Consider the following 21,698-nt stretch of genomic DNA (forward strand, 5'->3'; position numbering starts at 1 on the left):
CTCGGCGGCCGCACGCCGGCCGAGTTCCGCGCCGCGCTGGGAAGGGCCGCGTGACGGTCCAAGAAATCGTCCGCAGTCCCCGATCGTCCTGTCCCATAAGACTGCCTGGCTGTACCACAACGTGGCGCGCCCGTCCGAGCCGCTCTCGCGAGCAAGCAGCCTATACGATGAGGACTCGCTTGCTAACGAGGCGGAGCCGACTGCGAGCCTGCCCAAATTGGGACTCGATGCCAAGGGGCTGAGGGCTTCGACGGCAGTTGGGATCGTTACCGACTATCTGGTTTCGCTTGGTATTCCACGAGAAGAGCTCGATCATATCGACACGCTCGTCAACTTCGATTTTGAGCGCTCGACGCCGGCTGGATTTAGGTGCCACGTGTTTGGGGCGCCGGTACCTCCAGGCCATCTTATCGAGGTGGCGGAGGGCCTTCTGGTGGTTGATGAGGCTATGTGCTTTGTCCAGGCGGGTTCGTGGATGAGCGAGCCCGAGCAGCTGGAATATGGCTACGAAATCTGTGCCCGATACCATTTGAATCATCTGTCGACAGGCGATTATATCGAGATGGGGCAGAGGTATACCGTTGCCGATTTGATTGCTTATTGCAATGAGAACCGATCTCGTCAGGGGGCTGTACGCGCGGCCGCCGTGCTCAAGCGCGTGCATGATGGCGCGCGGTCGCCCATGGAGACGGCCGCCGCAATCATGGTCGTAGCAAAACGTTCCCAGGGAGGGCTGGGATACGCCAAGGTTGAGCTCAATCATCGGGTCGATGTTCCCAACGGGTTCAAGTATCTCGCAAAGGCCGAGTATTTCGAGATCGACGTATATGCGCCTGCGAGCGATACGGGGATTGAATACAACGGCTCGGACCATCTTGATAAACAGCGCAGCGCGTCGGATGCGGAGCGTATGACCGTGCTGAGCGCGCTGGGCTTTAGGATGATCGTCCTCACCGGGACTCAGTTTGCCCACCAGCTGCAATTGCACCGGGCGATGAACGCCATCGCACTCGCTATGGGCCTTAAGTGCGACCGAAGCGAAGCGTTCCAGAAACGTCAGAACGATCTGCGGGAATTCGTGATTCGACACTGGGACGGCGGCCTTTAGGGGCGTTCTGGCCCTTCTACGGGGTGCCATGGGCAGGCAGACCATCACAACATTCGACGTTTTTCGCCAAAAACGGGAAAAGCATCGAATGTTGTGATGGTTTGCGTGCTGAGGATGGGCTTGGGAAGCCGGTCTTGCTCGAAGCGACCTGTCCTGTCGTACGGGTGTCGGCATGATTCGCTCGTGGGGTATTATGTTTTCCGAAGAATAAAACGCCGCGTGAGGGGAGGGCTGCGTGGACGGGCACGTGCAACATGACGGCTTTGGCCGCGATATCAACTACCTGCGCATTGCCGTTACCGACAAGTGCAATTTCCGTTGCATTTACTGCATGCCGGCCGATGGCGTGGCACCCCGCGCGCACGACGAGCTGCTCAGTGCTGAGGAAATCGCCCGCTTTGTGCGCCTGGTAGCGGGGGAGGGCATTCGCCGCGTGCGCCTGACGGGCGGCGAGCCGCTGGTCAGCCGCCGTATCATTCCGCTTATTCGCGACATCCGTGCGATTCCGCAGATTGAGGACATCTCGCTTACCACCAACGGCGCCCTGCTGCCCAAGCTGGCGCCGCAGCTCAAAGATGCCGGGCTTAACCGCGTCAACATTTCGCTCGATACACTCGACCCTACGCTCTTTGGAAAGATCACGCGCCTGGGCCGGCTCGAGCAGACCATGGCCGGCATCGACGCGGCGCTGGCTTGGGGCTTTGAGCCCGTTAAGGTCAACTGCGTTGTGGTGCGCCGGCTCAACCAGGATGTGGCAGCCCTTGCACGACTGACCGTCGACCGCCCCATCCACCTGCGCTTTATCGAATACATGCCCATCGGCGACGAGCATACGAGCTCGCATTGCACTGTGGACCCGCATGCGCCCGCGCTCAATCCCGAGCTGTGGGACGCGAGCGATACCGTGCCGAGCGACGAGCTGCGGGCGCGCATCAATGCCGGGGCCACCGCGACGGGACTGGGCGAGCTCGAGCCACTCGACATCAACGACGCTCCTGCCGGCGCGGGCCCTGCGCGCTACTGGCACTTTCCGGGTGCGGCGGGAACGGTCGGCTTCATCAGCGCCATGTCCAACCATTTTTGTGCGAATTGCAACCGTCTGCGCCTGACGGCCGATGGCAACGTGCGTCCGTGCCTGTTCAGCGATGCCGAGTATTCGGTGCGCGACGCCCTGCGCCGTGGTGATGATATGCAGGTACTTTCGATTTGGCGCGATGCCGTGGCCCACAAACCGCAGGAACACGCGATAATTGAGGGCACGCAACGATTTATGTCCCAAATCGGAGGATGATCATATGGCCAAGAGCAGGTACGCCGATGCCACCAAGGCCGCTCGCAGGGCCGCGATGTCTGCCCACAAAGTCACGGCTGCGGCGAATGCTGGCAACGCCGACGCGTCCGCGCAGCTGACCGCCAGCGCCGTCGTCGAGTCCGCCCGCGACGCCCGCCGCGACGAGCTGACGCACGTGGACGCTAAGGGCGAGGTGCGCATGGTCGACGTGTCCGACAAGGCCGAGACCCATCGCATTGCCATCGCCGAGGGCACCATCCTCATGCACCCCGAGACGCAGGCCATGGTGCTGCAGGACCGCGCCAAAAAGGGCGACGTGCTTGCCTGCGCGCGCGTGGCGGGCATTATGGCCATCAAACGCACGAGCGACATCATTCCCATGTGCCATCCGCTGCTCATTACTAAGAGCAAGTGCGACATTGCGCCCATCGCTGCGGCGGGGACGCCGGCCGATGACGTGCCCGAGGGCTGGGCGCCGGCGCGCGCGGACGGGCAGGTTGGCTTTCACGTACTGGTCACGGCGGGCGTGACGGGCAAGACGGGTATCGAGATGGAGGCTCTGACCGGCGCGAGTGCCGCGTGTCTGACCATCTATGACATGTGCAAGGCGGTCGATCGCGGCATGGAGATCGTCGACGTGCGCCTGCTGCACAAGGAGGGCGGCCGTTCGGGCGTGTGGGATCGTGCGGAGCGTCAGGTTGCTGCTGTTGAGGCCGTGGCCGCTGACGGTGCCACGCTCGCAAGCGCACCCGTCGCCGTCGCGCCCGCTGCTCCGGCACCGGCCGTCCCCGCGATCGCGTTTATCGGCTACCAGAACTCGGGCAAGACCACGCTCGTCGAGAAGGTTGTCGCCGAGCTCACCCGCCGCGGCCTGCGCGTGGGTTCACTCAAGCATCACGGGCACCACGGCTTTGATATCGACGTGCCCGCTAAGGATACGTGGCGCCATCACCAGGCCGGATCCAAGCACGTGGGCCTCATCTGCGCCACGCGTTGGGCGGAGTACGCCGACACGCGCGAGGAGGACGAGATGCCCGCGCGCGAGCTGCTGTCGCGCTACAACGATGTCGACGTGGTGATCATCGAGGGCTACAAGACCGAGGGCTTCGACAACATCGTGGTCGCGCGCTCCGGTGTCGACCGTCTGCGCGGCAAGAGTTCGCTCGACCTGGTCGACGGTCACACGCTGGCCCTTGCCTGCAACGAAGCCCTGGCGCGTCAGGCCTTCGACGCCGGCTTCGCGACCCGAGCCATCAACATCAACGACGCCCGAGCCATCTGCGACCTGATCCAAGATCACCTTTAAGGGCCGGCTCGCTGCGCTGCCATAACCTGCCAAATAAGGACAGGTTTATTTTGGCAGGTTTTATCTGGGCAAACGCCATTTCCACCACAAAAGTGCCGGCACCTTTGTGGTGGTTTTTGCTTTGGTAGATGTGTGGGACATGCCTTACAATCTACCAAGTAGTTCATGACGGGCGAAAAACGGAGAGAAGGGTCCTGATGCGTCCTTAATGTTTCATGCGGATAGATTGATTTGACAGACGGTGGCGAATGCCCGCCGTCCGCATTCGTATGAAACAAGGAGTCTCCATGCTCATCTCTCTTTTCTCAAAGCCTCAATCATCGCTGTCCGTGCAGGCCAAGCGCCTGGTGGCGATGCGCTTTCTCATCTACACCGGGTTTCAGACCAGTTATTTTATCGGCGTCATCGGAACGCTCACCTATGCAGACGATGCCTCAGTCGTGGCGACATCGCTGGCCGTCCTGTTCATGAACGTTTTCGTGATCCTGGGATCCTTTGCGGGTGGCGCGGTGCTCGACGCCTGGGGTCCGCGCCGCCATTTCTTGCTGAGCATTGTGGGCACGCTCGCAACTGGCACGGCAATCATCGCCTTTGGCAGCGCGACCGGCATCGTCCTGCTCGGCGCGGTGTTTCTGGGCTTTGTGATGGGGTTCGCCCAGCCCATTGCCACATCCTATCCGGCCTACCTCACCGACGATCCTGTCGAGCTCAAAGACATCAACTCCGCCATCGCCATGTTTTCAAACGTGAGTATCATCGTTGGCCCCACGCTGGGCGGCTTTGTCGCGGCGGCTGCGTCGTCGCGCGCGGTGTTTGTGCTCATGATGCTCTTTACCGTGCTGGCGCTCGTCGTCGGTTGGGGCTTTAGGCCGCAGACCAGCCATGTCGCCGGGCATGCGGATGCCGATTCGGCAGAGGAAGGGGAGCGTGCGGGACAAAGCTCCAACCCCAGCACGTCCGCCCGCGCAACCTTCGCGACCAGCATCAAGACGGTCTTTACCAACAGCGTCCTCGCCCTACTGTTCTGCATTATTTTCCTTTCGAACTTTGGTTATGGCGCCTTTGACCCGCTGGAGTCGTTCTTCTACCGCGATGTTCTGCATGTCGGTGTCGAGTGGATGGGCTGGCTCTCGTCGGCCTGCGGCGTGGGCGCGGTGCTGGGCGCCGTCCTCGCGCTCCGCTTGCCGCCGCACCTGGCCAACCTTAAAACGCTGCTCGTGGCGCTCATGTCCGTGGGCCTGGGAAGTTTGCTCTATGTGGGGACGCCGTACGTAGGCGTGGCCCTCGTCGGCCAGATTGCCTTGGGCGTGGCCTGGGGTGTCGTCAACCCGCTCCACAACACTATCGTGCAAACGACGGCTCCGCTCGAGCAGCTCGGTCGCATCAACTCGGTCATGGGCTTTGGCAACATGTTCGCCGGCGTGGCCCCGCTGGCGATTGCCCCGTGGCTGGCGGCGACGTTTGGCGTGCAGCGGACGCTCGTAGGGGCGGGCATGGTCGTGACGGCGGTTCCCGCGGCGTTGCTGCTGTTTGGACGCCGGCATTTTGATCGTGCCGCAAGGCAGTAAAAACCATCACAACATTCGATGAAAATCTCGATTTTGCCGAAAAACGTCGAATGTTGTGATGGTTTGCGCCTCGGGCCAGGCCACCCTGCGAGTCCGGCCACCACAAAGGGGCCAGGCACCTTTGTGGTGGTTTTTGCTTTGACGGGCCGCGGCTGCGCCTTGGTATACCATGAACACCATTTCCGATCACATTCAGCATCGCCGCACAACCCAGAAAGGCCCCCATGGACACCACCTTCAGCCACATCAAAGCCGTGTTCTGCGATATCGACGGCACGCTGCTCACGAGCCAGCACACGGTGTCCCCGCGCACCGTGGCGGCGATCCGCGCCCTGCGCGAGCGCGGCGTGCTCTTTGGCCTGTGCACCGGGCGCGACGCCCACGCGACCGAGGCCATGTACGAGCTCTGGGGCATCGAAGGCCTGGTAGACGTGATGGTGGGCTGCGGTGGCGCCGAGGTTATCGACCGCGCGCACGACATCAACGAGCTGAGCTATCCGCTGCCGGGCGAGACCATCGCGCGCATCTGCAAGCACATGGCGGACCTTCCGGCAACGCCCGTTTGCCCCCGAGACGGCGTGTTCTACGTGCCCGAGAGCAACGCGTGCGTCGAGCACCTGTCGCGCGTCGACGGCGTGCCCTACCAGGTGGTCGACTTTGCCGAGTTTTTGCGCGAGCCGCAGCCCAAGGTGATGTTTACCATGGCGCCCGAGGTAATGCCGCGGGTGATTGAGCGGGCATCGACGTTTGCCGATAACACTGTTAAGGCGGCGGCTCTGCAAACCACGCAGCGGCTCTACGAGTTCATGGATCCGCGCGTGTCCAAGACGCGCGGCCTTGTGCGCGTGGCGGAGCTCAACGACATGGAGCTCCAGAACATCTGCGTGTTTGGCGATGCCGATAACGACACCTGCATGGTGGCCGACGCCGGCGTGGGCGTGGCCATGGCAAACGGCAGCGACGCCACCCGTGCCGCCGCCGACTTTGTAACCGCGAGCAACGACAAAGACGGCATCGCGATCTTTATCGAGGAACATCTGCTGTAGCGCTGGGGGAGAACCACCGCAGAAGGGAGCAGGCTCTTTTGCGGTGGCCTCAGGCGATTTGGGCGAATTGGTACCTAAAATCTGTGGGAAAATTCAAATATTGTTGTCTGAACATCATGCTTCTAACCACCGATGGGTTTAAGATATTCTCATCAATTTGGTAGGATATTCATCCCGGTTAATGACCTACCGCTCACGGTCGATTTTCGACCGTTCACAGGATGTTTGCTCTTGAGCAAAATGTTGTGCAAATAAATCTAATGCCATTAAAAAATAATACGCAACTAAATTACCAGCAGAAATAAAAAAATAGATAGCGAATAAACGAAGGCAAATCCGAGCAAATGTCAAGAGAATTGAGAACTTGCTACAAAAATGTCGGTTTTGTTGCTCAGATGTTTAAACAATCGTTATAATTGCATTACTAAACGAGCGCAATTACAGATTGCGCAGATACGTTTGATGGTGAAAGAGCAAGATCGCGGTCTCTTGGGGAGGAGACATCGATGAAAGCGAATTCGGACAAATCTAAGCAGAGTAATAAAGCGACGCGCCGTGTACTGGCAGGCGTTTTGTGCGGAGCCTCCGTTTTGAGCCTGGTACTGTCGCTCGTCATGCCTCCAATCTCGCAGGCCATTGCCAACGATGCCGAGGCGGGTGCAGCCGAGAAAACTGTGGCGGCGGCTGATTCCTCAACTGAGTCTACTGATGTAGAAAACACCAACAGCGGGGATACCGAAAAAAACCAGAATAGTGACGAGACCGAGGGCGACGAGACTGGCTCTTCAAATGACGTTGAGAAGAATCAGGCTGAGGATCAGCTCGAGGACGAGCAACGGGGTGAAGACGGTGAGACGTCGGATGACAATGCAGTAAAGGCGGCCGCGGAAGGCGGGCAGACTGAAACGGCATCCGACAAGATAGATAGCGCGGAAAAGCTGAAATCTGGACTGGAGGCGGCAAGCGGCGCAGCCAACTTCGAACTTGTGAGCGATATTGATATCAACACGTCTATTGTGCTCGACGAAGACGGTAGCAATATCACGCTGGATCTAAACGGCCATAAGATTAAGTATTCGAATAAGGATCAGCCTCTGTTCAACATCACTAAAGGTGCAACGTTAACCGTCAAGGATAATGGGCAGACTGCAATGGATATTCCGACTGGCGACAAATTCGTTTGCCAGGATAATTCGCTCAGCAAAAATGGTAACCTTGCTTCCATGACCTACGACAATTCCAATATCCCTACCAATCTCACCTACTATGTAACTGGATCGTCTGTTAAGGTGGACGGCACCAGTACTACCGAGACTCTGTATAAACATGGAACGAGTATCGGCGGTGCCATCGTGGCATGTGCTGACAAAGACAACCTGAATCATGACTACCTGAAACTCATTAATCTCTATGCAACCGACGGCAAGGGTGGTACGTTCAAGCTCGAGAGTGGCGTGATTACGCAACAGGAAAATATCAGTGTTAACAGTTTGGTTTATGCCGAGGAAGGTTCTACCGTCAATATGAGCGGTGGCTACGTTTGCGGTGCAACCTCTAAGAGCCAAGGCGCGGGCATCGAACTTGGCGTCAAGAACGGCAAAGGTGCCACTTTCAACCTCACCGGTGGCGTGATTGCAGGTAACCGCGCTCCCAATGGCGGCGGTGTATACGCTAACGGCGCCGATGTGTACCCTAAAGACCCTGAAACCAACATGACCAAAATCAACATGACCGGTGGCATAATCTCCGGTAATAGCACACTCAACGCGGGACTCGGTGGCGGCATTATGGCCAAGGGCGGCATCGTGACCGTTTCTGGTGGCTATATCACGAATAATAGAATGGTTCAGTTCTGCGGCCACGATGGCTGGGGTGACCATGGCGGCGCTGGGCTTGCTGCCAATAACGGCGCCCATGTCACCATTTCCGGTGGCCAGATTACTGGCAATTATTCTGAAGAAGCTGGTGGTGGCGTTTACGTTACCGATCTTGGTCGAGACGGTTCTCGCAAGGATATGGCATGGCTCAACATTACGGGAGGAATTATTGCCTCTAACGAGAGCTTCCGATCTGAGGGCGCTGGTATCCGCGTTGGCCAGATGGTCGATGCGATGATTAACGGCACTGAAGGCAATAAAGTCTATATCACTAACAATTACTGCATGTCTCGCTTTGACTGGGGCGGCGGCGGCATCTTTGTCCAGGGAAACTCGAATGCGGGTAAGGAATATACTGCTGGTAGATTATTTGTATACAACTCGTACATTAGCAGCAATACCGCCGGTGGCTATGGTGGTGGCGTTGCAGTCTGCCCGACGGGCAAGACGCTGGTGACGAACACTGACGGCACTGCAATCTTTGGCAATATATCTGCTGGCAATGAGCAAAATGCTGATGGCGATGAGCAGAATGCCAACGGTTACGATCCGGCAACTAACAGTGGTAATGAAGGCAAGCCCCATCTTTCAAGTGGCGGTAGCGAAAAGAATCAAGATCAAGATGCATACAACTCGGAGAAGTTCCGCGAGAAAGGCCATGCCGATTTCTTCCTTGCGGCAAAGGATGGCCATAAGGAACCGCTTGCGGCAATAATCGGCAAGATGCTCGGCGGCGGAGACGCCAAGTATTCGGGAAGCAAAGAGCTCAATGAAGCTATAAAAATTCCTGCCGATGGCGGCGTGCAGATTTATCGGAGTATCGGATTGACTTCGGATGTTCATGTTGGCGACGCTGAAGCAAATAATGCACAGGCGGCTGCTACAACCTTCATCACGGGCAACTATTCCTGGGACCATGGCGGCGGCATCATGTCGAACGGCGACCTGTACCTAGGCGTGCCTGCGGATACGTACGTCTACCCAAGCCTTAAGCTAAAGGCGTCAAAGGCGCTGAAAAATAAGCAAACCGAAAAAGAAGAAATGCTCACAAAAGATCAGTTTTCTTTCGCGGTTTATCGCAAGGATTCGGATACTGCGACGGCGCCTTCTTGGAAAAATGACTCTTTCAGCGATGGTGACTGCACCTTAGTCGGGTCTGCCAAGAATGACGCTGAAGGTAACATTACGTTTGACCTTGGTGAACAGTTCGTAGATAAGACTGTTGTGGCTAACAAGATTACATACTACTTGGTCGAACAGACCGGTGGAGACTCTGACATTGAGTACGACCACACTGTGTACGAGATCGAGGTGCAGCTCACGGACAACGAAACTTTGCTCATGAATGTGCCGAAGAAGGATGATTCAAGTCAGAACGTTCCGCTTTACGTCCATAACTATACGATTACAAGCGTGAGTGCGACCGGGCGCTCCGGAGATACAACAAAAGCGCTGGGCACTATGGAAAGAGACAGCGAAGGCTATTATTCGATTATCGACTCCAACGCGGGAAAGACCTTCACCAACAAGTACACTCCGTACACCTCCAGCGGCTCCTGGACTCCCAAGGCGACTAAGGTCGTTAAGGGTGGCGAGATGAAGGAGTTTACGCTCGAGTTTGCGGATAATCTGGCCTTCGAGAAAGCCAAGACGGTAAAGACTCAGATTGATGGTGACAAGACTCAGACGCTACCGTTTGAAGCAGTCAACTATGAGTTGAAACAGCTCGAGGGCGGGGGCACCACCGGCCGTGGCGCTTCCAAGACCTTCACGTACTATGTGCGCGAGAAGGATGAGAGTTCGCTTTTCTCGCACTACAAGTTCGACAAGTCGGTCTACAAGCTTACGGTTGTTGCAACGGACAATACCAAAGGAACCATCAACTGTAAGGTGACCTACAGGAAGGGAACCGTTGGCTCCGATGGCAAGTGGAAAGATGCTAATAGCGCCGACCACGAACTCACCGACGCCTCCACCCCCACCTTCATCAACACCTACTCCACCTCTTTGCCCCTTTCTGGTATGTCGGGCGTCACTCTGACGTACCTTGCCGGCGCGGCGGTGCTTTGCGCTGCTGCGGCTTGGATGCACATTCGTCGCAAGGCGAATGCGAAGGGAGGCGAGCGTCGTGAATAAGAAAGTTTGCTCCTTCCCGATCTTGTTTGCGCTGCTTGCCCTCCTGATCGGCACCTGCGCGGTTGTGTTCCCCGCATCCGTGCAGGCCGCGCCGACCTCGACCGGTTCCATCACGGTGAGCGGCACCGTGGCGCGCAGCTACGACGCCTACCAGATCTTTAGCGCCAACGTCGTCGACGGCGACAACGACGCCAAGATTGCAACCGACCTTGTCTGGGCAAGCGACGCCGCGCGCGACGCCGTCCTGCCTGTGCTGCACAGCGCCGGCATGCCCAATTCCCAGACCACCGCGCAGGAAGCTGCCGAGTGGCTCAACACCGATTCCCACCTTACGAGCGCGCTGAGCGCACAGCTCGCTCGTTCCCTCCAGAGCTCTGGCGCCGTGTCCGTGGCCCTCAACGCGGGCACGACGGCCGAGCTGCCCTGTGGCTACTGGCTCATCGTCGCCGACGACGACGCCATCGCCCAGGGCGAGGCCGGCACCGCGCCGATTATGGTCCTGGTGGGCGGCAGCGCCGTCACCGTCAAGCCCAAGGCCGCGACCCCCAAGGTCGCCAAGCACGTGCTGGAGGACAGCACCGCCGCCTGGGGCAAGGCCGCCGACGCCACGGTCGCCGACGACCTGTACTGGCGCCTCTCGGCCACGGTCCCGGCGGGGCTCACTGCCTACGACACCTATACGGTGCGGTTCGTCGACACCATGAGCGCGGGGCTCGATCCCTCAAAGGTGGCCGCGAGCATGCGCGTGTACGTGGCGGCGGGCGCGGACGGCGGCTTCGACGCCGTCCAGACCGGTAAGGACGGGCGCGCCGGCACCGAGCCCGGGAAGGGCTGGACCGATATCACGGCCCAGTGCGCCACCAAGGTGGCGGCGGACGGGACTTTCACCGTGCGCACCGGCGACCTCATCGCCGCGCTCGGCGGGGCCGACGCCTTCACTGCGGGCGCCCGCGTGGTCGCCGTGTACAACGCGCCGCTCAACGGCGCATGCAACCACGGCATCGCGAAGGGCAACCCCAACGAGGTCTACCTGCGCTACCCGCGCTCTCCGTTTGCCGACCAGTCTGGCGATGCGGGCTTCACCCGCACGCCGAGCGATGATGCGACTGCCTACACCTGGGACCTCGCCCTCACCAAGCGCAGCAGCAACGGCGACAAGCCGCTGCCCGGGGCGGTCCTGAGCATCGCTGACGATCGCGGCCGCACGCTGGCGGCCGACGGCACGTGGGATGCGGAGGGCAAGGCCACCGTCACCACGGGCGAGGACGGCCGCGTGACCGTCTCGGGCGTGGACTCGGGCAAGCTGGAGGTCCGCGAGCTCAAGGCGCCCAAGGGCTACACCGCCTTTGAGGGCACGCGCTCCGTGACGGTCAAGGCCGAGGGCCTGGACGTCGACCAGGTGGCCGCCGCCAAGCCCAAGCTCACCATCACGGCCGAGTCGCCCCTGCGCGCCGACAGCGCGGACGGGTCGACGGGCGGCCTGGAGGCGTCGCTCATCAACACGCCCACCGGCACACCCCCTAGCATTACCACCGGAGGCTTTATGCCCTCGACTGGCGATATGGCAATGTACGCCGCGGCCGCCGCAGCGGTCGCCGGAGCCGCGCTCATCGTGGTCGCGCTCCTGGTCAAGCGGGGAGGTGGCAGCCATAAAGAGTAGCTGGCAGCCCCACAGAGAGCGGGGCGAGACGTAGCGAAGTAGATGCTAAGATGCAGACAGATGATGACCGATCGAATGAGAACCAAACGGAAAACGGAGGAAAAGAAGATGAGCATGAGCAAGAACATCGCACGCCTGGCAGTAACCGCCGGCCTCACCGCAGCGTTGAGCTTCGGCGGCGTCATGGCCCCGGTGACCATGGCGTTTGCCGCGGAGGGCGCGACCAATAGCATCACCATTACGCAGAATAAGGATAATGGAGCCACCAAGTTCAAGGCATACCAGATCTTTAAGGCCGATGTCATTGATGGAGACAGCGGTAAAGTTGTTTCGAACATTGGTTGGGCGAGTGGTCAGGCCGAGAGGGCGGTTCTGGACTATCTTGCAGCTGTACCTAATTCTGGCATTGACGCTAACTCTTCAGCGCAAGAAGCTGCTAAGTATCTGACCGACCATTCAGAGGGCACCGGCGAGACGACCCCTATCAAAAACGACAATTTGTTCAACGGATTGGCAAAAGCGGTCGAAAATGGCGTGGATCAGACAGGTTCTTCCTTTGCTGCAGGCGAAGTCTTTCAGCCCAAGGACGCGAGCGGCAATGCTCTGCAAGGCTATTATCTCTTTGTGACCGATGAAAACACCTTGAGCACTGATCAGAATCCGAAGAAGAATACCGGTACTTCCCCGATTTTTGCTGTTGTCGGTGACGCTCTCGTGACCGTTACCGAGAAGACCAGCATTCCTACCGTCGATAAGCAGATTCTCGATGACACTAAGGGCAAGACGGCCGATGACGCTACAAAGGATGACTGGAAGAACGTGGGCGATGCCTGGATTGGGCAGGTAATCGACTACAAGTTGACTGGTACTGTTGCGGCCAATATTGCCACATATGATAAGTACCAGTATGTGTTCCAGGACCATCTCTCTGTTGGGCTGCGTGCCGACCTGAATTCCGTCGTAGTTACTATTGGAGGTGTTACCATCCCTCGTGTAGATGCTGATCAGCCCGCAAATGGCTATACGGTAAATCTTAAGGAAACCAAAGACAAGTCCGGGAACTCTACGGGCAACGATCTGACGATTTCCTTCGATAACCTCAAGGCTGCTGCGGAGGCCAAGGGTGTTACACTCAATGAGAATTCCGAGGTCGTTGTGAAATACAAAGCAACGCTGACTGACAAGGCTGAATACACTGCCACCGGCAACACCAATGATGTCAAACTCGTCTATTCGAATAACCCCATGGTTGAAGGTACTGGCACCTCCACGTCGAAGCGAGTTACTGACCATGTCTTCCGCCTGGATGTGACCAAGGTCGAAAAGGACAACCAGAATCAAAAACTTGAAGCTACCTTCCAAGTTAAAATGACCAAAGAGGGAGATAAGTCGCTTGAGACTAATAGGTGGCTGACCCAAACTGGCGGCATTACCGAAAATGAGAAAGATGCCGGAAAATTCAAGACCGACAAGGAAACTGGCAAGATTTATATCCCTGGTCTTGTTGAGGGAACGTATGAGATTACCGAATGCAATACTCCTGCTGGTTACAACACCCTTGCTCCGTTTACCATTACGGTGAATCCGACATACGACAATAACGGCAATCTGACGAATCTCGATGTGACGTCCAGCGATACCGTTATGGTTACCCCCGGGAATACAAAAGACGCTACCATCCCCGTCACTATCCAGAACAAGAAGGGCTCTGGCCTCCCGCTCACCGGCCTTAATGGCGTGACGTTCACTTGGATCGCTGGTGGCGCGGTGCTGTGCATCGGCGTGGCACACCTCATCCGCAGCCGTAAGCAGGCTGAGGAGTCCGAGCAGGAGTAACGCTCGATCACCCATCCCTTTGGCAGGTGGGATGTGATGGCCATGAGACTTGCGGACACTTTTCTCGTCTATCCACGTTCTTGCTTTGCCATTCTCTTTTCGGGGCAGACTCCGCACTGGAGTCTGCCCCGTTTTTTGGACAACGCAGGCAGCCTCCATCGTCCGATGCGGGCACGTTCGTCATCGCGTTTCTTGACTCGTATGAGGTTCGGTTTAAGGTCCGTAGGCGCACGCGCGGTGCGGACGGTAGAAGGCAGTTGCGCCGCAACAAGCGCAAATAAGAATGCCCGGGGTTAGAGGCCCGGGCATTTAACAACACCGGAAACTGGTCGCCCGCGCTTTCGATCACTTACGCGGGGTGCGTCGTTTCCTGTAGCTATTGTATCCCGAATCGCCCCGCCGATCCGGGACATTTTGAAAACGCAAACACGTCGGGCAAACCCGGACAATGCGGCCAGGCTCCGCTGGGTGAGGAATCGTGCTTGTAACTATCGAACAAATGTTTGTCAAAATCGCGTTGACCAGCTGTGGGTGCATACACTCGCAGTAAAATACCCTTGCGACGCATCCCGTGCGCGGGCGGCCGACGACTCGATCGGAGGTCCCCAAATGCTGAAATTCCTTAACGCGCTCGCCGCCCTCGCGGCGGTGGGCACGTTCGTCATCGCGTTTCTTGACTCGTATGAGGTTCGGTTTAAGGTCCGTAGGCGTACGCGCGGTGCGGACGGTGGACGGCATTTGCGCCGCAACACGCGCAAATAAGAATGCCCGGGGTTCGGAGCCCGGGCATTTAACAAAACCAGAAAACTAGGCCGCCCGCGCTCTCGTACATTTACGCGGGGTGCGTCGTTTTCTATTGACATTGTATCCCGAATCGCCCAGCCGATTCGGGACATTTTGAAAACTCAAATGCGGGCCCAGGCACGAACGGAATCTCGTCAATTCCGAGAATTATGTATAATTCCAATATAAACTGGAACCGAACGAAAACAATGGAAATGAACGAAGCGCTAATCTACTTACAAGAAGCACTAGGCCTCTCCGCCAAGACCAAAACTTGGCCTGGATCCGCACGCTTGCCGCTGCATCTGCGGGCGATTGAGGTCCGCGCTGTTGACGCAAACGGTTTTTCGTTTTTGCTTGCAAGTTTGCCTACTGGCATCGGGCTTCCCGAGGCTAAGAGGGTCTATAGTCAGCTGGCCTTGCGTGCGGAGATTCCTGTTGTCGTTTCGTTTCCTGATGCCGATGCACGTCAGCGCAAAGCATTGGTTGCACAAGGGATTCCGTTTGTCTGCCCCGGTAGACAGGCTTTTCTTCCATTTATGGGCACAGCTTGCACGGAGAGGGGCGGTGCCCGGTTTCGCAATCACGCGACCAAGATGTCACCCAACGCACAGGCTGCCGCAATCTGGGGAGCAGCCCAGGAGCCATATCGTCCCTATGACCTTTGTCGTGCGCTTGGGATTTCGGCAAGCCGCGCGAGTGAGGCCATAACCGAGCTTGTTGACAGGGGGCTCGCGAGGCGCGAGCGTCGCGAGCGACGTGTCGTCGTGTTCCCTGTTGCCGTTGATCTTCTGCTTAGCGAGCACATGGCAGAGCTCTCCTCGCCTGTCTCGAAGGTCTTTTTTGCAAGGAAGACGCCGCAGATCGACTATCTTGTTGACGCCGGGGAGACGGCGCTCGCTGCGCGTTCGATGCTCGCTGCGCCGGGCATGGAACAAAAGGCCGTCTTAAGAAGTACATGGCGTCAACTGAGCGACCTCGAAGTCGCAGACGGGGAGTTGCCGGATAACGAGACGGCGATGATCCAAGTGTGGCGCTATGCACCCGTGTTTGCCGACTCCTCCCGTGTCGACAACATTTCGCTTGCGCTATCTTTGGCGGCAATCGACGATGAGCGAATTCAGCTCGAAGTCGATCGCATGTTTGGAAAGGAATATCCATGGCAAGAAGCGCTGTAGAGGGTCTCCAAGAATTTCAGCAGCATATGCAAGAAGCTGAAGGATCGTATGCCCTTATCGGCGGCACGGCATGCGACATTTTGCTCGCGGAGGCGGGACTTCCGTTTAGGGCGACTCACGATTTTGATGTGGTAATTGTCGCCGATGACCGGTTGCCTCAGACGGCAGAAGCTATATGGACTTTGGTGCGTGATGGCGGTTACCGCTGCGGCTGGGGCGAAGGCAAAGGCTCATGTTTTTATCGGTTTACAGAGCCTAAGAGGCCGGGTTACCCCCATATGATCGAACTCTTCGCGAAGTGCCCCGACTTTCTAAAGGGTCGTGAGGGGATTGATGTGGCGCCAATTCACGTTGATGAAAACATAAGCAGTCTTTCGGCAATTTTGTTGGACGATGCTTACTACAGCTTGTTCCTTCAGGGAATTCGGACCGTAGACGGCGTTTCGGTCCTGGGTACGGAATACATTGTCCCGTTCAAAGCGAAGGCGTATCTCGACCTAAAAGCCAGAAGGGAGGCGGGGGAGAACGTTGATTCGAAGAAGGTAAAAAAGCATAAACGCGATGCGCTGAGGCTTGCTCAGCTGCTCGGCGAGTCGGAAGGTGTCGACCTGGGCGGAGAACTGAAAGACGATATGCTTGCGTTTGTTAAAGATTGTGAGGTAGGCGACGTCAATCTGAAACAGATCGGGGTTGCGGGCGTAACGATGGTGCAGTTGCTCGAGACGATGAAAGCAACATATGGCTTGATTGGTTGAGTGGGGTTACGTGGCCCGGACAGTGCAGTCTAGCTGCGTTGTCCGACGCATGAGCTCGCTAATCGGCTATTATTTGTTTAGACAACTTGAGTTGTAGAGGAGTGACCGACGATGGTGCAGGGCGCCAAACATATGAAGAGCAATAACGCCGCGGCCAACGGCGGCTCAAGCCCTCAGCCCAAACCTCAGCCCAAGCCCAAGCCCAAGCCCAAGCGCCGCCGCAAGCGACTGCCGCGTTGGGCCGACCGGCTCATCACCATCGTCATCATCCTAATTGGTGTGGGCCTTATGACCTGGCCGTGGATCTTGGACCGGCTCGAGGCCTCGGGCGTGTTCAACCAGATCAGCACGGTGTCCAGCACCGTGGACGCGCTGTCTGCCGAGGAGCGCGAGCGCATCCTGCTCCAGGCGCGCTCCTTTAACGAGCAGCTGGCGGGCGAGGCCACCGAGCTTCCCGCCGACCAGATCGAGCCCTACGCTCAGCAGCTCATCTTTGACCGCGACCCCATGATGAGCTGGGTCGAGATTCCCTCCATCGACGTGAGCATGCCCATCTACCACGGCACGAGCGAGGAAGTCCTTATGGCGGGCGTCGGCCACCTTGAGGGCACGAGCCTGCCGGTGGGTGGCACCTCGACGCATTGCGTGCTCACCGCGCACTCGGGCATGCGCAACCTGAGCATGTTCGACGACATCCATTCGCTGGAACCCGGCGACCTGGTGCTGCTGCACACCATGAACAAGACACTCGCCTACAAGATGGTGGACTCCGAGGTGGTGCTGCCCGAGGAGATGGAGTCGCTGACCATCGAGCCCGGCGCCGACAAGGTGACGCTCGTCACCTGCACGCCCTACGGCGTGAACGACCATCGCCTGCTGGTGCATTGCGTGCGCACCAAGTACAACAAGAAGGACGTCGACAAGCAAAAGTCGCTGGCCGGCCGCCACTGGGGCAAGCGCGAGTTTGCCGTGCTCATCGTGGTCGTGGCCATTGTGCTGTTGCTGCTGGACATCGTGATCCACGCGGTCCGCAAGCGCCGCAAGGCCAAGGCCTCGGCATAAGACATTCTCCAGAACCACCACAAAGGGGGCAGGCACCTTTGTGGTGGTCGGGACTTCCAAACCATCACAACAATCGATGAAAATCGCGATTTTGGCGAAAAACGTCGAATGTTGTGATGCTTTTCGTTGCGGGCGGGACGGTTTTCGTTGTGAGCAGTACGGTTTTCGCTATGGACGGTGCGGTTTCGCTGCAGAACCGCCAGCCCGCCGCCTGCCAGCCCGCCGCCGCCCTCGTTACGTTTTCGCTGCATTTGGGTAAAGCACCTGCTCCAAGCGGCGTTGCCTTGTATACTAGAGCGGTTTATCTGTTATGCGGAAGGGAGCGCCTATGGCACTCAGCGAGAAAGACGTGCGCGGCATAGCCGAGTACGCAAAGATCGCACTGACCGATGACGAGCTCACCCAGATGACGTCCTACATGAACGACGCCGTCCAGATGCTCGAGCCCGTCTTGCAATATGACTTGCCCGACGTGGAGCCCACGTTCCATCCCATCGGAAGCCTGTCCAACGTGATGGGCGATGACCTGCGCGAGCCCGAGCGCGACCTGCCGCTCGACGTTGCGCTCGAAAACGCCGGCAGCGCGCGCGACCGCTACTTCCGCGTGCCGTCCATTTTGGGAGAGGGGGAGAGCGAGTAATGGCGCAGAGCTTCGATTCCCTTACCGCCGCCCAGATCGCCGCGGGCGTTGCCGCCGGCGACTTTACCGCTACCGAGGTGGCACAGGCCTCCCTTGCCGCCATCGAGGCGCGCGAGGGCGGGGTCCAGGCATTCCTGCAGGTGGCGCCCGAGCTTGCGCTCGAGGCCGCCGCGCGCGTGGATGCCGACCGCGCTGCAGGCAAGCCGCTGCCCCCGCTCGCGGGCGTGCCGCTGGCCATCAAGGACAACATGAACCTCGTGGGCACGCGCACCACCTGCGCTTCCCGCATGCTCGAGAACTACCAGAGCGTCTACACCGCCACCTGCGTCCAGCGCATGCTCGACGCCGGCTGCCTGCCCATGGGCAAGGCCAACATGGACGAGTTTGCCTTTGGCAGCTCCACCGAGAGCTCGGCGTTCCACCGCACCAACAACCCCTGGGATACCGAACGCGTGCCCGGCGGCTCCTCGGGCGGCTCCGCTGCCGCCGTCGCCGCGGGCGAGGTCGCGCTCTCGCTGGGCTCGGACACCGGCGGCTCCATTCGCCAGCCGGCGTCGCTGTGCGGCGTGGTGGGCTTTAAGCCCACGTATGGCGCCGTGAGCCGTTACGGCGTGGTTGCCTTTGGCTCGTCGCTCGACCAGGTGGGTCCCTTTGGCCGCACGGTCGAGGATGTCGCGCTGGCCATGAACGCGCTTACCGGCGCGGGCCACGATCCGTACGACTGCACCAGCCAGGATTGCGCCGTCGACTTTACCGAGCATCTCAACGACAGCATCGAGGGCAAGCGCGTGGGCATCATCCCCGCGTTTATGGAGGCCGAGGGCCTGACGCCCGAGGTCAAGGCCGCTGTTCAGCGCGCCGCCCAGGAGCTGCAGAACCAGGGCGCCGAGCTGGTCGAGGTCGACCTGCCGCACCTGGATGCCGCCATCGCCGCCTACTACGTCATCGGCCCGGCCGAGGCGTTCTCCAACCTGGCCCGCTTCGACGGCATTCGCTACGGCTATCAGGAGGAGGGCTGCGCCAACCTGTCCGACCAGAGCTCGCTTTCGCGCGCCCACGGCTTTGGTGCCGAGGCCAAGCGCCGTCAGATGCTCGGCGCCTACCTGCTGAGCTCGGGCGTGTACGACAAGTACTACTACGCCGCGCAAAAGGCCCGCACGCTCATCACGCAGGACTACGACGCCGCGTATGCCAAGGTGGACACCATCCTCATGCCCGCCTCGCCGCGCACGGCCTTTAAGTTTGGCGAGATCAGCGACCCCACGCAGATGTACCTCTCCGACCTGTACACCATTTCGCTCAATATTTGCGGCAACGGCGGTATCTCGGTGCCGCTGGGCCTGGGCGAGGACACCAAGCTGCCCGTTTCTGCCCAGCTGGTGGGGCCTGCCTTTAAGGACCGTCAGCTGCTCACGTTTGCCCGCGCCCTGGAGCGCGGCTTTGCCGATGCCACTACGGGTGCGCCCGCGCTTTCCGTCGCGCCCGATTTTGCCGGGAAGGGAGGCGAGCTGTAATGAAGGAGCTTTCCGAGGTCCTGCAGGATTGGGAGGCCGTGATCGGCCTGGAGATCCATACCGAGCTCACCGCACTCGATACCAAGATGTTCTGCAACTGCAAGCTCAGCCACGATGACGAGCCCAACGCCAACGTGTGCCCGGTGTGCCTGGGCCTGCCCGGCGCCCTGCCGGTGCCCAACAAGCGCGCCATCGAGAGCATCGTCAAGGCCGGTCTGGCCACCAACTGCGAGATCCAGCGCCACTCGATGTTCTACCGCAAGCACTACTTCTATCCCGATATGGCCAAGAACTTCCAGACCACGCAGGGTCCGGTCGCCTTTGCCATGTACGGTCACCTGGATCTGGACGTGACCGGTCGCGGTGCCGCCGAGCGCCCCGACTGCGCGTTTGGCGAGGCCGAGGCCCAGAGCTTGGCGAGCGCCTCGGCCAACGCCGAGGGCTTGTCCACGTCCATGACGTCGACCATGCGCGAGGGCAATCAGCGCGCCGGTCACCTGGCCAGCTACGATGCGTCCAACCTGCAGATGCCCGAGCGCCGCGAGGACGGTTCCTACACGGTGCCCATCCGCATCCTGCGCATCCACATGGAGGAGGACGCCGCCAAGATGGTCCACGTGGGTGGCGCCGAGGGCCGCATTACCGCCGCGGCCGAGTCGCTCGTCGACTACAACCGCTGCGGCACGCCTTTGATTGAGCTCGTGACTGAGCCCGACCTGCGTACGCCCGAGGAAGCGCGCCTGTTTATGGAGAAGCTCCGCCGCATCTTTGTGACGCTGGGCATTTCGGACTGCTCCATGGAGAAGGGTTCCATGCGCTGCGACGGCAACGTGTCGCTGCGCCGCCGCGGCGAGACCAAGCTGGGTACCAAGACCGAGCTCAAGAACCTCAACTCGTTTAAGAGCCTGCACGATGGCCTTGCCTACGAGATTTGCCGCCAGGCCGAGGTGCTCGAGGAGGGCGGCATCATCTATCAGGAGACCCGCCACTGGGAGCCCAGCCGCAAGCGCACTGTGGTCATGCGTGTGAAGGAGACGGCCGACGACTATCGCCTGTTCCCCGATCCCGACCTGGCGCCGTTCGATCTGGATGACGAGTTCATCGACCGCTGCCGTGGCGAGATCCCCGAGCTGCCCGATGCCAAGCGCGCCCGCTTTGAGGCCGACTTTGGCATTAAGGCGGCCGACGCCGAGCAGATCGCCGGCGACCCGGAGTTTGCCGAGTTCTTTGAGGCGGCCGCTGCCGGTATGGCTGGCAAGGAGGCCCAGACGGTTGCAAACTTGCTGGTGAACGAGATGATTGCTTACCTTAAGGGCGCGAGCGTGTCGCTCGCCGAGTCCGGTATCGCGCCGGCTCAGGTGGCAGCACTCGCCAAGCTGCTGGCGACCGATGCCATCAGCTCCAACCAAGCGCACGAGGTCTTTGAGGCCATGGCCCAGACCGGTGACGATCCCAACAAGATCGTCGACGAGCGCGGTATGCGTCAGGTGAGCGATGCCGGCGCGCTGCAGCCGATCGTGGACGAAGTGCTGGCAAACTGTGCCGATCAGGCGCAGCAGTATCGTGACGGCAACCAGAAGGTTATCGGCTTTTTGGTGGGCCAGTGCATGAAGGCAAGCCGCGGCAAGGGCAACCCGAAGCTCTTCAACGAGTTGCTGAGAACGTCGCTCTCGTAGCTGCGAGGCCGTGGAAGCCCCGAGTCGCCGGGGTGTTTCCTCCAAATTTCAAACAGTCCTATGCAAGACGAAGGCCACATTTAGTGGCCTTCTTTGCATGCGGAACTCATTTGGAGCAAACACCCCGGCGACTCGGGGCTTCCCCGGCCAGACGACTCGGCCGTTCGGGTCAGGTGGGGCTGAATGGAATAGAGTGAATGGGCGTGCCGTCGGCACGCCCATTTTTGTGCGGGTGACAAAGGGGCAGTCCCTTTGTCACATT

General features: G+C 59.3%; 14 protein-coding genes. All 14 read left to right on the forward strand.

Annotated features, from left to right (window positions below; genetic code table 11):
* A partial coding sequence (locus AQ996_RS03130) for a putative endonuclease domain-containing protein (RefSeq protein ID WP_055250971.1) occupies nt 1-1,108 on the forward strand: 1,108 nt, incomplete at its 5' end.
* A 235-nt stretch (nt 1,109-1,343) separates the two neighbouring features.
* Nucleotides 1,344-2,399 (forward strand): GTP 3',8-cyclase MoaA, encoded by a 1,056-nt coding sequence (gene moaA, locus AQ996_RS03135; protein WP_253274594.1) that lies wholly within the window; start codon nt 1,344-1,346, stop codon nt 2,397-2,399.
* A gap of 4 nt (nt 2,400-2,403) precedes the next feature.
* Complete coding sequence (gene mobB, locus AQ996_RS10185; RefSeq protein WP_055250972.1) at nt 2,404-3,705, forward strand: molybdopterin-guanine dinucleotide biosynthesis protein B; 1,302 nt, start codon at nt 2,404-2,406, stop codon at nt 3,703-3,705.
* Between the two features lie 287 nt (nt 3,706-3,992).
* A complete protein-coding gene (locus AQ996_RS03145) occupies nt 3,993-5,273 on the forward strand; it encodes an MFS transporter (protein WP_172674596.1) in 1,281 nt (426 codons plus the stop codon).
* 224 nt (nt 5,274-5,497) lie between these two features.
* On the forward strand, nt 5,498-6,319 hold the full coding sequence (locus AQ996_RS03150; RefSeq protein ID WP_055250974.1) for an HAD family hydrolase: 822 nt from the start codon (nt 5,498-5,500) through the stop codon (nt 6,317-6,319).
* 506 nt (nt 6,320-6,825) lie between these two features.
* The gene (locus AQ996_RS03155) at nt 6,826-10,332 is read left to right on the forward strand and encodes a Spy0128 family protein (protein ID WP_055250976.1); all 3,507 of its coding nucleotides are present in this window, start codon (nt 6,826-6,828) and stop codon (nt 10,330-10,332) included.
* A complete protein-coding gene (locus AQ996_RS03160) occupies nt 10,325-11,992 on the forward strand; it encodes a SpaA isopeptide-forming pilin-related protein (protein ID WP_055250978.1) in 1,668 nt (555 codons plus the stop codon). Before AQ996_RS03155 ends, AQ996_RS03160 begins: the two co-directional genes overlap by 8 nt.
* Before the next feature lie 114 nt (nt 11,993-12,106).
* Nucleotides 12,107-13,828: an isopeptide-forming domain-containing fimbrial protein gene (locus AQ996_RS03165; RefSeq protein WP_172674597.1), complete on the forward strand. Its 1,722-nt coding sequence runs from the start codon at nt 12,107-12,109 to the stop codon at nt 13,826-13,828.
* A 992-nt stretch (nt 13,829-14,820) separates the two neighbouring features.
* The gene (locus AQ996_RS03170; protein ID WP_055250982.1) at nt 14,821-15,789 is read left to right on the forward strand and encodes a MarR family transcriptional regulator; all 969 of its coding nucleotides are present in this window, start codon (nt 14,821-14,823) and stop codon (nt 15,787-15,789) included.
* A complete protein-coding gene (locus AQ996_RS03175; RefSeq protein ID WP_055250984.1) occupies nt 15,771-16,544 on the forward strand; it encodes a hypothetical protein in 774 nt (257 codons plus the stop codon). The genes AQ996_RS03170 and AQ996_RS03175 overlap by 19 nt, the downstream gene beginning before the upstream one ends.
* Before the next feature lie 132 nt (nt 16,545-16,676).
* Complete coding sequence (locus AQ996_RS03180) at nt 16,677-17,606, forward strand: class C sortase (RefSeq protein ID WP_172674598.1); 930 nt, start codon at nt 16,677-16,679, stop codon at nt 17,604-17,606.
* A 328-nt stretch (nt 17,607-17,934) separates the two neighbouring features.
* The gene (gene gatC / locus AQ996_RS03185; RefSeq protein ID WP_055250987.1) at nt 17,935-18,246 is read left to right on the forward strand and encodes an Asp-tRNA(Asn)/Glu-tRNA(Gln) amidotransferase subunit GatC; all 312 of its coding nucleotides are present in this window, start codon (nt 17,935-17,937) and stop codon (nt 18,244-18,246) included.
* The gene (gene gatA, locus AQ996_RS03190) at nt 18,246-19,760 is read left to right on the forward strand and encodes an Asp-tRNA(Asn)/Glu-tRNA(Gln) amidotransferase subunit GatA (RefSeq protein WP_055250989.1); all 1,515 of its coding nucleotides are present in this window, start codon (nt 18,246-18,248) and stop codon (nt 19,758-19,760) included. The genes gatC and gatA overlap by 1 nt, the downstream gene beginning before the upstream one ends.
* Complete coding sequence (gene gatB, locus AQ996_RS03195) at nt 19,760-21,436, forward strand: Asp-tRNA(Asn)/Glu-tRNA(Gln) amidotransferase subunit GatB (RefSeq protein WP_055250991.1); 1,677 nt, start codon at nt 19,760-19,762, stop codon at nt 21,434-21,436. Before gatA ends, gatB begins: the two co-directional genes overlap by 1 nt.
* Nucleotides 21,437-21,698 lie beyond the last annotated feature (262 nt).

The organism is Collinsella aerofaciens (assembly GCF_001404695.1).
GTDB lineage: Bacteria > Actinomycetota > Coriobacteriia > Coriobacteriales > Coriobacteriaceae > Collinsella > Collinsella aerofaciens_E.